This is a genomic window from Stenotrophomonas sp. GD03794, from assembly GCF_029842145.1.
Taxonomy (GTDB): Bacteria; Pseudomonadota; Gammaproteobacteria; order Xanthomonadales; family Xanthomonadaceae; genus Stenotrophomonas; species Stenotrophomonas riyadhensis.
Genome location: NZ_JAOCFV010000028.1, coordinates 1 through 14796 on the forward strand (window position 1 = coordinate 1; position 14796 = coordinate 14796).

The window sequence follows — 14796 nt, forward strand, 5'->3', positions numbered from 1 at the left end:
GTTCGTGCAATCCAGTGGAATGGATCAATACAACTCGCAATGGGTGCGGCCTTCGCCCCGCAGCGCGTCCCAGCGCCCTTCGCCACCGATGGCATCGATGGCCTCGCGCACCGCGCCTTCCACATGGCTCTTGTTGCCGCACAGGTACAGATGCCCACCGCGGGCCAGTACATCGCGCACGTCATCGCCGCGCTGCTGCAGCACATGCTGCACATAGACCTTTTCGACGCCGTCGCGCGAGAATGCAGTATGCAGGCCGGCCAGCACGCCTCGCGTGTGCCAGTCCTGCAGCTGTTCGCGGTACAGGTAATCGTGCTGGCTGTGCTTCTCGCCGAACACCAGGTGCACTTCGCGCGCACAGGCGCTGGCCTGCAGCTCCTGCATCAGCCCCATCAACGGTGCGATGCCGGTGCCGGTGCCGACCAGCAACAGGGGGGCTTCGCCGGTATCGGGCAGATGGAAGCCGGGGTTGGAGCGGCAGTACACACGGGCATGGTCGCCACCGTGCAGCAGGCTGCCGGTGGCTGTGCCAACGCGCTCGCGGCCGCGCAGGGTGTAGCGTACTTCGCGCACGCACAGGCTCAGCTGGTCGTTGCAGGGGTGCGAGGCAATCGAATAGGCGCGCGGCAGGCGCGGTGACAGCAGCTCGTGCAGGCGGGCCAGCGGCACGCTGTCCGGGGTAGCGTGGTCCTGCAGCACGTCCAGCAGGTCCAGCCCGTGCAGGTAGGCTTCCAGCTCGCGTTTCTGGCTGACCTTCAGCAGGCCCTTCAGCAGCTCGCTGCCGCCGAGCCTGGCCAGTTCGCGCAGCACGCCCTTGCTCAGCAGGCGCAGCTCGCGGTCATGCAGGGCGGCCACGGCGGCGGTGTCGCCATACCAGGTGGCCAATGCCTGCAGCAGGGCAGGGTCGTTCTCGGGTACTACGTGCAGGGTGTCACCCGCGCGGTACGCCATGCCACTGCCGGCAATGTCCAGCTGCAGGTGCCAGGCGGCCGGGTCGCTGCTGTTCAAGCGGCGGCGTTCCAGAATGGGGGCGGCAAAGGCGTTGTCTTCGCCATAGGCGGTGACCTGCAGGTGCAGGTCCTGGCCCGCGTTCACGTCGCCGTCCAGCACCTGGCCCAGCACTGGCTGCCATTGCTGGAAGAACTGCTCGTAGCCCAGGTCGGCATCCACGCGGTGCAGCAGCGGCTGCGCCTGGCGCTCGCTCAGCACGGCATCCAGCGCCTTGGTGAAGCCACAGAAGCTGGGGTAGCCGGTGTCACCGAGGCCGAATACTGCATAGCGCAGGCCGCTCAGCGTCGGGGTCTGGCGCAGCGTTTCGAAGAACTGCTCGCCGTTGGCTGGCGGTTCGCCGTCACCGAAGGAACTGGAGATCGCCAGCAGTACATCGCCGTGGCCGAGACTGGCCACGTCGATATCGTTGAACGGGAGCACCTGCGGCGCGTGCGGCTGCAGGTCCGCGCCCAGGCGCTGGGCCAGGGCGCGGGCATTGCCCGACTCGGACGCGAAACCCACCAGCAGGCGGCTGAAGGGCGTACTGGTCGGGAGGGCGTTCACGCGGCCTCGTAGAAGTCGTCGAACTTTTCCTTGCTGAACTCGACCAGGTCGTAGTTCTGCATCAGGTCGTTCACCACGCGGCGGATGCTGATGTACGAGGTGATGTTGCCCTCGGCATCGAACAGCGGCTGCACGGTGGTGTCCACCACGTAGAGCACGCCGCCCTTGCCGAGGTTGGGCACGATGCCGGTCCAGGTCTTGCCGGCCTTGATGGTGTCCCACATGTCCTTGTAGACGGCCTTGGGTACGTCCGGATGACGCACGATGCTGTGCGGCTGGCCGATCAGCTCCTCGCGGGCGAAGCCGGTGAGCGTGCAGAACAGGTCGTTGGCGTAGGTGATGTTGCCCTGCAGGTCGGTGGTGGAGATCACCATGACGTTCTGCATGGCATTCAGCAGCTGGGCGTTGTCGGGGGTGTAGCTCATCGCAGGGTCCTTGTGGATGCCGGTAACGCCGGCGTGTTCGGGTCCTGCATAGAAATACGCCCGCACGGCGGCGGGCGGTTTGACATTGATCAAGTGGGTGGCGGGAACGGCTGCGACCGGGTGTCGCAGGGAGAATCTCTGCAGAGACGAGCCCATGCTCGGCTCACGCGGCAAGCGGGAATGCCAGCAGCCGAGCATGGGCTCGGCGCTACAGGAACGGCGAGCGCGTCAGCCCATCAGATAGCGCAGTACACCCGCCGAGAACACGCCGATCAGCACCGTCGGCAGCATCGACAGCCGCGTGGCAGCCAGCAGGGTGATCGCCAGCGCGGCGAGGTCGGCGGGCTTGTCGGCGACGAAGTCGGGCGCGATCACCGAGATCAGCACGCAGCCCGGCGCGGCTTCCATCACCGTTACCGCGCGCTTGCTCAGCGTGCGGTTGCGCAGCGCGAGGAAGCCGACGATGCGGGTCAGGTAGGTGGCGGCGGCCATCAGCACGATGGTCAGCACCGAGGTCCAGTGGATCAATCCGTTGAAGATCATGCCGCGTCCTCCGCCAGCAGCCAGGCCGCGGCCAGGCCCGCCAGTGCGCCGCTGGCCACGTACCACGCACCCGGCACCAGCAGGTAGGTGGCAGTGGCCACCACCAGGCTGACCAGCCACGGGCGCGCGGCCTTCATGCCCTGCCACATGCCGCGCAGCAGGACCAGGAACACGGCGGGGAAGGCCATGTCGAAACCGTAGGCGTGGATGTCGCCCAGCATCGGCCCAACGATCGCGCCCAGCGCGGTGCAGGCGACCCAGACCGTGTACAGGCCTGCCGACACGCCCAGGTAATAGGCCAGGCTGAAGCCGAGCGCACGGCGGCGCGCATCGGCCACGCCCATCGCCCAGCTCTCGTCGCACATGAAGAACAGCGCCGGCAGCACGCGGCGGCGCGGCAGGTGCTGCAGCAGCGGGGCCAGGCTGGCACCCATCAGCAGGTGGCGGCTGTTGACCAGCGCGGTGATCGCCACGATCAGCGCGATATGTGGCGGCGAGGTCCACAGTTCGACGGCAGCGAATTCCGAGCCGCCGGCGAAGTTGAGGCCGGTCATCAGCGGCACTTCCAGCGCGCTCAGGCCCTTCTGGGCGGCCTGGGCACCGAGCACCAGGGCGAAGGGAATGAAGCCGATCATCACCGGTACGGCGGCGCGCAGGCCGCGCAGGAATTCGGCGCGCGGGGCGGTATCGCAGGTGTCGGGCAGGGGGAGGGTGGTACGGGCGTCCATGGAACGGCACAACGAGGTGGGGGTGGCCCATGCTAGCGGTCCGATCGCGAAATCGGGTTGCGTTGATGCCATTCGATTAGGGAATATTGAGATTCCATGCGGCCAAGGTCGCCAACGGTGAAATTCCATGCAGTACCAGCTCGACAACCTTGATCGCCGCATTCTCGACGCCCTGCAGCGTGACGGACGCCTGCAGAACCTGGAGCTGGCCCGGCTGGTGGGCCTTTCGCCCTCGGCCTGCCTGCGGCGGGTGCGGCTGCTGGAGGAAGGCGGCTACATCGACCGCTACGTTGCCCTGCTGAACGAGGCCAAGGTGGGGCGTGGCTTCACGGTGTTCGTGCGGGTGTGGCTGCGCGGGCAGGACGAGGACACCACCAACCACTTCATCAACAGCATCAAGTCTTTCCCGGAAGTGCTTGAATGCCATCTGATGGCGGGCGACTGCGATTTCCTGCTGCGGGTGGCGGTGGCGGATCTTGATGCCTACCGGCAGTTCCAGATGCAGCACCTGAACCGGATTGCCGGGGTGCAGAACACCAAGACCGAGATTCCGATGCAGCGGATCAAGCAGACCACCCAGCTGCCGCTTTGAGGATGGGGGGGGCCGGCCGGGTTGCACCCGGCACCCGCAGAGGCAACGGCCGAAGCAACTGCAACGGCGATGTTCCCAGGGCGGCGGGGCGGTGTGGCCAGGCAGGACACGCCGTAGACCCATCCATGGGGGCTCGATGGCGCCATCCATGGCGCCAACGGTCCTGCCTGCCCACACCGCCCCGCGCCTGACAGTTCCCCGCGACCTGTCGGGGTCGGATCCCGTTGCTGTGCAACGGGCTCTGACCCCACGCCTGGAGGATATGGTCTGTTCGATTCTTTGATGCCTGATCCGTGACTGGCTCCAGGAAGGCTGGCCCGACGGTCGGCCGTGGGCAGCGGTCATCGCAATGACATGTGCCCCCGGTACGGTTTGAGCCCGCTTGCTGGTCGCGCGCGGGCCGGGGTTCCGGTCGTGGCGCGCGTCCACTGCAGCTGCTGTCGCTGCCGAGGGTCATGTGTTCTACGTCAGGGGGCTGAATGGACACCATGCGGTCAGAACTTGGAAGGTGGCCATCGCCGCATGGCTGCTGCTGTCCTTTGCCGCTGTGGCGCAGGACGGTGTTCATGCCTACGACATCCCCGCGCAGCCGCTGGAACAGGCGGTCGAGCGCTTCAGCGTCATCAGCGGGTGGTCGGTGATGTACCCGGGCGATCTTGCCGCGGGCCGTAGCAGCCATGCGCTGCGCGCCAGCCTTGCGCCGCTGCCTGCCTTGCAGATCCTGCTGCAGGATTCCGGTATCGAGGCCGAGGTGATCGGCGAGCAGCGCGTGGTGCTGCGCCGGGGCACGCCCGCGGCAGCCGAACCCGGTATTGGCGCCGAGCTCCCGGATGCCGAGCGTCGGCGCCGCTATGGCGGGCTGCAGCAGCGCCTGCGTGCGGCGTTCTGTGACGACCCCGAGATCGCGCCCGGCCGCTATGCCGCAACGCTGCGCTTCCACGTCGACGGCGAGGGCAAGGTGCAGCAGCCCGAGCTGCTGTCCGGCAGTGGCAGTGCCCGCCGCGATGCGCGCCTGCTTCAGGCGCTGCAGGGCCTGGTGCTGGCGCGCGATGCCGCTGCGCTGCCGCAGCCGGTAACCCTGCAGATCCGTCCTTCCGGCGCCGACCACGACTGTGGCCGGCGCGCGCCCCTTCCATGACTTCAAGGATTCGAACATGAGCAACGGTACGGCTGGGGCAGTTGACCTGATGGACCACCTTCTGGGGGCCTACGACGAGCTGAAGCGCCGGCTGGTGCGCAAGCTGGGCTCGGAGGAGCTGGCCGGCGATGCGCTGCAGGACACCTGGATGCGCCTGAGTGCGCGCCGTGACCGCCTGGATGCCGTGCAGAACCCCGCGGCCTACCTGTTGCGCATGGCGATGAACACGGTGATCGACCGCCAGCGTGCCGACCACCGCCTGCTGAGCCTGGAAGAGGTGGATGCGCTGATGGAGATGGCCGACCCGGCACCGGGCCCGGCGCAGGCGGCCGAACTGGATTTCGCGCTGGAAGACATGGTCGGCCTGCTGCAGCGCATGCCCGAGCGCCGACGCCGCATCCTGCTGGCGATCCGCGTCGATGGCCTGCAGCAGCGCGACGTCGCCGACCAGCTGGGCGTGTCGTTGCGGCTGGTGCAGCGTGAGTTGAAGGCGGCCCAGGATTACCTGGCCGAGCGCAGCGGGCAGGGGCGCCAGGTGCGGTTCTGAGCGGCGGCATCCGTCTACACTTTGACGCCGAGCAGAACCCCGCAGCGTGCGGGTCCGGCATGAGCCCCCATGGATCCTGACGATCGTCCGCAACGCCCGCTGGATGCCGTCGAGCGTCAGGCCCACGCGTGGGTGGTGCGGCTGACCTCGGGCGAGGCCACCGCCGCCGATGGGCGCAGGTTCCGTGAGTGGTGCGAGGCTGATCCGCGTCATCGCGAAGCATTCGGCCGTGCGCGCCGGCAATGGGAGCAGGTACGCCTGGCCGGCGAACAGCTGCCCGCTGCTGCGCGCCAGCCGGTCGCGCCGACGCCGGCCCAGCGCTGGAGCCGGCGCGCCTTCCTGGGCGCCGCGATTGCCGCACCGGCCAGTCTGGTGGTGGTGGCGGCGATCCGCCCGCCGCTGGGGCTGTGGCCCTCGGTGACGGCGATGGCGGCCGATTTCCACACCGGCACCGGTGAACGGCTGCAGATCGCGCCCTTGCCGCAGCTGAAGATCGAACTGGATACGCAGAGCAGCCTGCGCCGTCGTTCGGACACGCAGGGCGAAGGCTTCGAGCTGGTGCAGGGCCAGGCCGCGATCGAAACCCAGGCAGGCCTGCGCCTTGCCCTGTTCGCGGGGCCGGGCTGCGTGATTGCCGATGAAGGTGCGGTGCGCCTGGACGTCCGCAACACCCACGGCCAGGTACGGGTGACCTGCCTGCAGGGCAGCGCCCGCATCGAGCACCCGCAGGGCCGCCTGCAGCTGCAGGCGGGCCAGCAGACCCAGTACGACGAGCGCCTCAGTGGCGTGGTGGCCGAAGCCCTGGCCTCGGAAGTGAGCGCCTGGACCGAGGGCATGCTGGTGTTCCGCCGCGCTCCATTGCGCGAGGTGGTGGATGAAATCAACCGCTACCGCCGCGGCAAGGTGCTGCTGGGCGAATCGGCATTGGCGCGGGCCCCGGTCAGCGGCCGTTTCCGCATCGATGATCCGGACGCGGCGCTGGAGCAGCTGCGACTGACGATGTCGCTGGATCTGCGTCGCTTTCCGGGTGGCATTGCCGTCCTTGGTTAGATGAAGACGCTGGCCGTGCGCGCCGCGCAGGGCTGTTGCAAGCAAGGAGACGCCAAGGATGCGCAACGAGACCATCGGTGTGCTGGATCTGCGCCGCAATCTGTCGGCGTTGCTGGAAACCACGCAGCGACGGCCCTTGATGGTGCATCGCTATGGATCGCCGTGGGTGTGCGTGGTCTCCGATGCGCAATGGCAGCAACAGGCCGTTCTGCTGGAGTTCGATCCGCAGTCCCACCCGTTGGCGATGCTGTTGCGGCTGCAGCAGCAGGTGCTGCCCCTCGCTGAGGCCGGCACGCTGCCGCCTGCGGCGATGGCGCGCGTGCTGCTGCTGATGGGCATGCACGGCATCGACGATCTCGTGCAACTGCACGAACAGGTACAGCACCATCGTCTTTGGCACTGGTTCGTGGCCGGCACCCAGGGCGTGATGGATGGCTGGCAGCTGCCGGCGCTGCGTGTTGCGATGGCGTCATGGTGCGATGACGTGGATATGTCCAATGCGCTGGCAACGTTCGCCGCACGCAGCGATGTGGCGATACTGGCGCGCCGTTGCGGGGGCGAGGCGCCGCGACTGGAGCGCGAAGCCTGCAGGCAGATGACGCTGCGATGACGTTGCTGATGAAGCGCCACGCAGCGCACAGAGACGCATTCGCGTTGTCGCTTCACCTGCCTTGCTGACGTCTTCTCCAGAGTACGACGCACCACGCGTCGTGGAGCACGGGCGGCGCCGATGGCAGATAGTCGCAGGATCAGCATGCTGGAACTGGATCGCCACCTGAGCCAGTCGCTGGAGCAGGCTCGGCACACGCCTGTGAACGTGCAGCGCTATGGGCACTCGTGGGTCTGGGTGCTGTCCAGTGATGCCTGGGCCGATGCGGCGCGCTGGGCGGCACTGGACAGCAGCGCGCATCCGCTGGCCGCGCTGCGGCGCGCCCTCGATCTGCAGCTGCGGCCCTGGCCCGAAGCGGCCATGAACGCGCTGCCGCTTGACGCGGGCGATGTGCGGCAGCTGCAACGTGCGGCGTTGCTGGTGGTCGTGCGTGATCTCACCAGTGCGCAGCGCGTGTACGACGATCTGCGCTACCACCAGGCCTACCGGATGTTCATCGGCCTCGACCATGGCACCGCGTGGTCGCCGATGCAGTGCGTGCGCCTGCTGCAGGCCTGCGCGCACCCGTTGCTGCGCGGCTGCATCGACGATGCGCTGGCCAGCGTGCCGCAGCACTTGTTCGAGTCTGCATGTGTACCTGCGGCACGTGCTGCGCCTGCACAGGCACACGCGCAGCGAATAGCAGGCGGATGTTTATCGTACTGACACATGCACCGCTGACCATGGCGCAGCGGTCTCTTCCAGGATGACGAGGGCGGAACAATGGCAAGGCAGGTGGGTGGTCGCAGGGCTCGGCAGCAGGGCTTCAGCCTGATCGAGATCATGGTGGTGGTGGTGATCATCGGCATACTCGCGGCATTGATCGTGCCGCGGTTGATGGACCGTCCCGACCAGGCGCGCGTGGTGGCGGCGCGCCAGGACATCGCGGCGCTGATGCAGGCATTGAAGTTGTTCAAGCTGGACAACGGGCGCTATCCCAGCGCCGAACAGGGCCTGCAGGCGCTGGTGAAGCCGCCGCAGGGCGGCGGTGCGATGCCGGTGACACCGTATCTGGATCGCCTGCCGAATGACCCATGGGGCCATCCGTACCAGTACCAGATTCCCGGAACCCATGGCGACATCGATGTGTTCTCGCTGGGTGCGGACAGCAAGCCCGGTGGCGACGCCGGGAACGCGGACATCGGCTCCTGGCAGCTGTGAGGCGTGCAGATGACAGCCCGGACGCGTTCGGTCCCGTGCACCCGCCAGCGCGGCATGGCGGTGATCGTCGCCCTGCTGGTGGTGGCATTGGTGGCGGTGATTGCCACTGCACTGCTGACCCGGCAGTCGGCACAGCTGCGTGCGCTGCGTGGCGACCAGCTGCGTGCGCAGGTGCGCATGGCGGTCGATGCCACCCTGGAGCGCGCGGCGCAGCAGCTGCGTGACGATGTAAAGGAGCAGTTGACCACGGTGCGCAGCGGCCGTTGGGCGCGTCCACTGACGCTGCAGGCGCCGCTGCCGGTGCAGTTGCAGCTGGTCGATGCACAGTCCATGTTCAACCTGCGCAACCTGCTGGCCTATGGCAAGCCGGACCCGGAGGCACGGCGCGCGTTCATCGCGCTGTGTGCCGGGCAGGGGCTGGGGCAGGGTGCCTGTGCATCTGCTGCCGATCACATCCAGGCGCGGCTGCGTGATGGCGACCTGCAGGCGCAGGCGCCGTTGCCGCGTGAATTGGTGATCGAGCAGGCCCTGGCGGGCGCCGACCCAGTGGCGGTGCAGGCACTGGCACGGCGCACCGTGGTGCTGCCGGCCCAGACCCTGGTCAATGCCAACACCAGTGACATCAGCGTGTTGCAGGCGGTCACTCCCGGCGTGGAGCCGGGGCGCCTGCAGGCGCTGCTCGGTGAGCGCGATGGTGGCCATTGGCTGCTCAACCGCGGCGATATCGCCAATCGACTGCAACTGAGCAACGCGCAGATGGCCGTGGTGCCGCTTGGCATTCATAGCGAGTGGTTCCTTGCCGTCGGCCAGGTACAGGCCGATGGCAATGCGGTCGACTTCCGGGCCCTGATCTGGCGCGAGTACCGCGATGACAGTGTGCGCGTGCAGCGTGTGTGGACGAGGATTGGCGCATGAGCGTGCAGCTGAGGGTGCGCCTGCCGGCGCTGGAACACCTGCGCGCCGACAGTACGGTCGAGTGGGCGCAGATGCACAAGGGTGGGGTGCTGGCCCATGGCCGCGAGGGCTTGGCCGTGCTCGGGCAACGTCATCCGCAGGCCGAGGTGCTGGCCTGTCTCGATCCGCAGGACCTGATCCTGCTGGAACTGCAGTTGCCGCCACTGTCGGGCCGCAGGCTGCAGGCCGCACTGCAGGGCGAAGTAGAGGCGATGCTGCTGGATGACCTGCAGGAGGTCGCGTTGGCACACGGTGCGCAGGCGGCGGACGGCACGGTTCCGGTGGCGTGGCTTGGCCAGCAGGCAGTCCTGCAGGCGCAACAGCTGCTGGCTTCATGTGCACTGCAGCTGCAGGCACTGTACCCGACCCCGCTGCTGCTGCCGTGGCAGAACGGTCAGGCAACGCTGCAGGCTGCCGGTGAGCATCTGCTGGTGCGCTGCGGGCGCGATCGTGGCTTTGTGCAGTGGTGCGGTGGGCGCGACACAGCGACGGTGCTGCAGTCGCTCGCGGCGCGTCTTCAGCAATCCGGGGTGCAGGCCGTGCAGTGGATCGACAGCGTGCCGTCGGCGTGGCCGGAGAACCTGCCGGCCACCGTGGTCGCGCATGAACGGCAGGCGTGCGGACCCGCGCCAGCGTGGTCGTTGCCACTGCCGGGTCGCAGCAGGCAGGCACCCCGCGTGGCGATCGGCCTCGCATTGGCGGCGGTGTTGCTGGCTGCGCTTGGGCTGCAGCTGCAGGTCTCGCGCTGGCGCAGCGAGGGCGAGGCGTTGCAGCAGGACATGGCGCGGCAGTTCAGCTCGCACTTTCCGGAGATCACCGATGTGGTGGACCCGGTGCTGCAGGCGCGGCGCGCGCTGGCCGTGCCGTTGCCGGCGCCGCCGTTGCCACCGGTGCAGCGGCAGGTCGCAACGATGCTGCAGGCGATTCCGGAGTTGGGCGGCCAGGTGCGCGGCCTGCACTATCAACCCGGCCAGTTGGAACTGGAGCTGGACGCCGATGCGCAGGCGGTAGCCGATGACGCACAGCGGCTGGAACAGTGGCAGCAGGCGGTGCAGGTGCAGGGCCTGCAGCTGGCGCGCGAGGCCGGTGGACGCCTGCGCGTGAGCGGGGGCGGACAGTGACCGCCAGAGCTATGCGCCTGGGCGAGGGTGTGGCCGGTCTGCAGCGACGCTGGCAACACCTGCCGCCGCGCGACCGCTGGATGCTGTGGGTGATGGTGCTGGCGCTGCTGGCAGCGGGGCTGTGGTCCTTCTGGCTGGAGCCGCTGCTGAAACAGCGTGCGCACTGGCAGGCTGAGCTGCCGCGGCTGCAGGCGCAGGCGCGCGCACTGGCGCCGCTGCTGCGTGCACGCGAACGCCAGCAGCAGGTGCAGGGGCAGCGCCCGACGCTGGCCGCGCTGCGTAATGGAATCAAGTCCGCCGGCCTCGCCGATGGACTGCATGTCGAAGCACGCGACGGGCGTTGGCACCTGCAGGTGCAGGCGGTACCTGCTGACGCACTGTGGAACTGGCTGCTGCCCGTGCTGGCCGATCCGGCCATCGAACTGCAGCAGCTGCAACTGACACGCACAGGGGATGCGAACATGCCGGCGGCACGGATATCCGGAAACATCGTGATGGCACTCACTGCGGGTGGCCATTCATGAGGGCGATGCGCAGCCTTGCCTGCAGCACTGTATTGGCCCTGATCGTGGGTGCCGCTCACGTTGTTACGCCGGCACAGGCGCAGGACGCCCGCGATGAGCCGGTGCAGTTGAACCTGGTGGATACCGATATCGGCGGCGTGCTGCGCATGGCAGCACGGTTCACCGGCCGCCAGTTCCTGGTTGATCCGCGGGTGACCGGCAAGATGACCGTGGTTTCCGATGGTCCGGTCAGCCGTACCCAGGCTTACCAGTTGCTGCTGGGCGCGCTGCGCATGCGTGGCTTCGCGGTGGTCGAGAACGGCGGCGTCAGCCGGGTGGTTCCGCAGGCCGAGGCCAAGCTGTTGGGCGGGCGCGTCGGCACCGGTGGTGCAGGGGGTGAGGTCGCCACGCGCACCTTCGCGCTGCGCTACGAGAACGCGGCCGCGCTGGTGGCGGTGCTGCGGCCGATGATCAGCCCGGACAATCCGATCACCGCCAACCCGAGCAACAACACCCTGGTGATCACCGACTATGCCGACAATCTGGAGCGCATTGCGCGGGTGATCGCCAGTGTCGATACACCGGCCGGCATGGACACCGATGTGGTGAAGCTGCAGCAGGGCATTGCCGTAGACGTAGCGGCGATGGTCGCGCCGCTGCTGGATGCCCAGGGCGCCGAGCCCAGCCAGAAGGTGGTGGTGATGGCCGACCCCCGCAGCAACAGCGTGCTGCTGCGTTCCAGCAGCCCGGGCCGAACGCGCCTGGCGCGGCAGTTGGTGGAGAAGCTGGACCGCGCGCAGGACGAGTCCGGCAACCTGCATGTGGTCTACCTGCGCAATGCCCAGGCCAATCAGCTCGCCGGCGTGCTGCGCGGCGTGGTGGCCGGGCAGAGCGATGCACCGGCAATGGGCAGCAACGAAGGCATCACGCCACTGCCGGGTGACGCCAACCGCGCCACACCGGCGCAGCCGTCGCAGCCGCAGCAGGCCAAGACCGGTGGCAATGCGCTGGAATCGCAACGGCTGGACCCGAACCGCCGCGACCCGATCGACGCCGGCAGCACCGGCTTCAGCCAGAATGGCATTTCGGTGCAGGCGGACGTGGCCACCAACACGCTGCTGATCTCCGCCCCCGAGCCGGTGTACCGCAACCTGCGGCGGGTGATCGACCAGCTCGACCAGCGTCGTGCACAGGTGCTGGTGGAAAGCCTGATCGTGGAGGTCAACCAGACCGACGCGGCCGAACTGGGCGTGCAGTGGATGCTGGGCAATGGCCGCACCTTCGGCGGCACCCACTTCGGCGGCACCACCGGTGGCAGCGGGCTGAACACCACCGCACGCACCACCCTGGACGTGCTGCCCAAGGATGGCCTGAAGATCGGCGTGATCGACGGCACCATCAACCTGCCCGGCGTCGGCCAGATCCTCAACATGAAGGCGTTGGCCAACGCGCTGCAGAGCAAGGGCGGTGCCAACATCCTGTCCACGCCGAACCTGATGACGCTGGACAATGAAGCGGCCAGCATCATGGTCGGGCAGACCGTGCCGTTCGTCAGCGGCCGCTACGTGACCGACGGTGGTGGCGGCAGCAACAACCCGTTCCAGACCATCGTGCGCGAGGACGTGGGCCTGAAGCTGCGGGTACGCCCGCAGATCTCCGAGGGCGGCACGGTGAAGCTGGACATCTACCAGGAAGTCAGCAGCATCGACGCGCAGAGCGCGAACAGCACGGCCGGCATCATCACCAACAAGCGCGCCCTGGATACCAGCGTGCTGCTGGACGATGGCCAGATCATGGTGCTGGGTGGCCTGCTGGAAGACAGCGTCAGCCATGGCCGTGATGCGGTGCCGGGGCTGGGAAAGATCCCGGTGCTGGGTGCCTTGTTCCGCAGCGACACGCGCAAGCGCGCCAAGACCAACCTGATGGTGTTCCTGCGCCCGCACGTGGTGCGTGACCCGGCCGCCGGCCAGCGCCTGACCCGCGACCGCTACGACTACATGCGCAACGCGCAGGCCGGCGCGCAGCCGGTACAGAGCTGGGCCTTGCCGGCGCTGTCGGCACCGCAGCTGCCACCGCAGGACCTGTCTGTACTCGGCCAGGGCAATGCACGCGATGGCCAGGGCCAGCCGCTGCAGAACAGCAGCCTGGCGGCGCTGTACCCGTCCGGTGACGGCGATGCGCAGCTGGTGCAGTTCGCGCAGGGGCTGGACCCGGCGCGTGCCAGCCAGGGCGTGGCGCAGGTGCGGGCACTGGGCCTGCAGGCCTATGCCGAAGCGACGCCGGGCGAGAGCGGGCAACGCCTGCGCGTGCGATTGCCGCGCGACCCGGCGACGCTGGACCCGGCACTGCAGCAGCTGCGCGGGCTGGGCTACACGCCGGAACTGGTGATCGGGCCGTGAGCACCGCCGCGTCACTGCCGTACGCCTGGGTGCGCAGCCACGGCGTGATGCTGTCCGAAGTTGGCGGCGAGTCGGTGCTGCTGGGCACCGCCGACACCGCGGCGTGGGCCGTGGCCGAACTGCGCCGACGGCATGGCCCGCTGCCGTTCCAGGCGCTGGATGCCGCGACCTGGCAGCAGCGGCTGGGTGAGCAGTACCGTGACGGCGGCGATGCCGCTGCCGTGGTCGGGGCTGCTGAAAGTGAAGTGGATCTGGACCGGCTGATGCAGGACATGCCGGAGGTCACCGATCTGCTGGATGCACAGGACGATGCGCCGGTGATCCGCATGATCAACGCGCTGCTGGCACAGGCCGCACGCGATGGCGCCAGCGATCTGCACATCGAGCCGTTCGAGACCCATTCGGTGGTGCGCTACCGGGTGGACGGCACGCTGCGCGACATGGTGCAGCCACGGCGCGCACTGCACGCGGCGCTGGTGTCGCGCATCAAGATCATGGCCCACCTGGACATCGCCGAGAAGCGGCTGCCGCAGGACGGGCGCATCGCGATCCGGGTGGGTGGGCGTCCGTTGGACATCCGCGTCTCCACGGTGCCGACCGGGCATGGCGAGCGCGCCGTGCTGCGACTGCTGGAGAAGGATGCCGGCCGTCTGCAGCTGCAGCGCCTGGGCATGGCCGATGACACCCTGGCCACGTTCACCGGATTGATCCGGCAGCCGCATGGCATCGTGCTGGTCACCGGCCCGACCGGCAGCGGCAAGACCACCTCGCTGTACGCCGCGCTGGGCCAGCTCGACAGCAGCACCAGCAACATCCTCACCGTGGAAGACCCGGTGGAGTATGACTTCGCCGGCATCGGCCAGATCCAGGTCAACGCGCGTATCGGCATGAGCTTCGGCACGGCGCTGCGCGCGATCCTGCGCCAGGATCCGGACACCATCATGATCGGTGAGATCCGCGACCTGGAGACCGCGCAGATTGCGGTGCAGTCGTCGCTGACCGGCCATGGCGTACTGGCCTCCCTGCACACCAACGACGCGATCTCGGCGGTGACCCGCCTGGCCGACATGGGCGTGGAACCGTTCCTGCTGGCCTCGTCGCTGCGCGGCGTGCTGGCGCAGCGGCTGGTGCGGCGGCTGTGCACGCAGTGCCGGCGCGCCGAGGTGGACGACGAGGGCCGTATCGTGTGGCGTGCGGTGGGCTGCGCGGCCTGTGCCAACAGCGGCTACCGGGGACGCACCGGTATCCACGAACTGTTCGTGGTCGACGACCGCGTGCGTGCGCTGATCCACGAAGGGCAGGGGGAACCTGCGCTGCGCGAGGCGGCACGACGTGCTGGCATGCGGACGTTGCGCCAGGACGGTCAGCGCTGGGTCGACAGCGGGGTGACCACGCTGGAAGAGATCCTGCGCGTCACCGGCGACGACTGAGG

At 68.4% G+C, this 14796-nt stretch carries 16 protein-coding genes; 12 read left to right on the forward strand and 4 right to left on the reverse strand.

What is annotated here, in order from left to right:
• Nucleotides 1–24: 24 nt before the first annotated feature.
• From N5D91_RS14965 to N5D91_RS14980, 4 genes are all read right to left on the reverse strand, one after another.
• Nucleotides 25–1554, reverse strand: coding sequence for a sulfite reductase flavoprotein subunit alpha (locus N5D91_RS14965; RefSeq protein ID WP_180853972.1), 1530 nt, complete (start codon nucleotides 1552–1554; stop codon nucleotides 25–27).
• Nucleotides 1551–1979 (reverse strand): PAS sensor domain-containing protein, encoded by a 429-nt coding sequence (locus tag N5D91_RS14970; protein ID WP_032128130.1) that lies wholly within the window; start codon nucleotides 1977–1979, stop codon nucleotides 1551–1553. The genes N5D91_RS14965 and N5D91_RS14970 overlap by 4 nt, the downstream gene beginning before the upstream one ends.
• A gap of 228 nt (nucleotides 1980–2207) precedes the next feature.
• On the reverse strand, nucleotides 2208–2522 hold the full coding sequence (locus tag N5D91_RS14975; RefSeq protein WP_107433709.1) for an AzlD family protein: 315 nt from the start codon (nucleotides 2520–2522) through the stop codon (nucleotides 2208–2210).
• Complete coding sequence (locus N5D91_RS14980) at nucleotides 2519–3250, reverse strand: AzlC family ABC transporter permease (protein ID WP_180853971.1); 732 nt, start codon at nucleotides 3248–3250, stop codon at nucleotides 2519–2521. The genes N5D91_RS14975 and N5D91_RS14980 overlap by 4 nt, the downstream gene beginning before the upstream one ends.
• Nucleotides 3251–3377: 127 nt before the next feature.
• Here N5D91_RS14980 and N5D91_RS14985 point away from each other — a divergent pair, with 127 nt between their 5' ends.
• The 12 genes from N5D91_RS14985 (at nucleotide 3378) to gspE (ending at nucleotide 14794) form a co-directional block, all read left to right on the forward strand.
• Nucleotides 3378–3842 (forward strand): Lrp/AsnC family transcriptional regulator, encoded by a 465-nt coding sequence (locus tag N5D91_RS14985; RefSeq protein WP_005413654.1) that lies wholly within the window; start codon nucleotides 3378–3380, stop codon nucleotides 3840–3842.
• 457 nt (nucleotides 3843–4299) lie between these two features.
• Nucleotides 4300–4980: a TonB-dependent receptor gene (locus N5D91_RS14990; RefSeq protein WP_180853970.1), complete on the forward strand. Its 681-nt coding sequence runs from the start codon at nucleotides 4300–4302 to the stop codon at nucleotides 4978–4980.
• Between the two features lie 16 nt (nucleotides 4981–4996).
• Nucleotides 4997–5527, forward strand: a complete 531-nt coding sequence (locus tag N5D91_RS14995) for a sigma-70 family RNA polymerase sigma factor (RefSeq protein ID WP_180853969.1) — start codon at nucleotides 4997–4999, stop codon at nucleotides 5525–5527.
• 69 nt (nucleotides 5528–5596) lie between these two features.
• Nucleotides 5597–6577, forward strand: coding sequence for a DUF4880 domain-containing protein (locus N5D91_RS15000; protein WP_107433708.1), 981 nt, complete (start codon nucleotides 5597–5599; stop codon nucleotides 6575–6577).
• 58 nt (nucleotides 6578–6635) lie between these two features.
• Nucleotides 6636–7187, forward strand: coding sequence for a hypothetical protein (locus N5D91_RS15005; protein ID WP_110712521.1), 552 nt, complete (start codon nucleotides 6636–6638; stop codon nucleotides 7185–7187).
• 144 nt (nucleotides 7188–7331) lie between these two features.
• Nucleotides 7332–7892 (forward strand): hypothetical protein, encoded by a 561-nt coding sequence (locus tag N5D91_RS15010; protein ID WP_239496473.1) that lies wholly within the window; start codon nucleotides 7332–7334, stop codon nucleotides 7890–7892.
• A gap of 57 nt (nucleotides 7893–7949) precedes the next feature.
• On the forward strand, nucleotides 7950–8387 hold the full coding sequence (gspG, locus tag N5D91_RS15015) for a type II secretion system major pseudopilin GspG (RefSeq protein ID WP_110712520.1): 438 nt from the start codon (nucleotides 7950–7952) through the stop codon (nucleotides 8385–8387).
• A 9-nt stretch (nucleotides 8388–8396) separates the two neighbouring features.
• Complete coding sequence (gspK, locus tag N5D91_RS15020) at nucleotides 8397–9302, forward strand: type II secretion system minor pseudopilin GspK (protein WP_180853968.1); 906 nt, start codon at nucleotides 8397–8399, stop codon at nucleotides 9300–9302.
• Complete coding sequence (gspL, locus tag N5D91_RS15025; RefSeq protein ID WP_180853967.1) at nucleotides 9299–10462, forward strand: type II secretion system protein GspL; 1164 nt, start codon at nucleotides 9299–9301, stop codon at nucleotides 10460–10462. Before gspK ends, gspL begins: the two co-directional genes overlap by 4 nt.
• On the forward strand, nucleotides 10459–10986 hold the full coding sequence (gspM, locus tag N5D91_RS15030; RefSeq protein WP_049463070.1) for a type II secretion system protein GspM: 528 nt from the start codon (nucleotides 10459–10461) through the stop codon (nucleotides 10984–10986). The genes gspL and gspM overlap by 4 nt, the downstream gene beginning before the upstream one ends.
• Nucleotides 10983–13364 carry a type II secretion system secretin GspD gene (gene gspD / locus N5D91_RS15035; RefSeq protein WP_180853966.1) on the forward strand — a complete coding sequence of 794 codons (2382 nt, stop codon included), beginning with the start codon at nucleotides 10983–10985 and terminating at the stop codon, nucleotides 13362–13364. Before gspM ends, gspD begins: the two co-directional genes overlap by 4 nt.
• Complete coding sequence (gspE, locus tag N5D91_RS15040; RefSeq protein WP_180853965.1) at nucleotides 13361–14794, forward strand: type II secretion system ATPase GspE; 1434 nt, start codon at nucleotides 13361–13363, stop codon at nucleotides 14792–14794. The genes gspD and gspE overlap by 4 nt, the downstream gene beginning before the upstream one ends.
• Nucleotides 14795–14796: the final 2 nt, after the last annotated feature.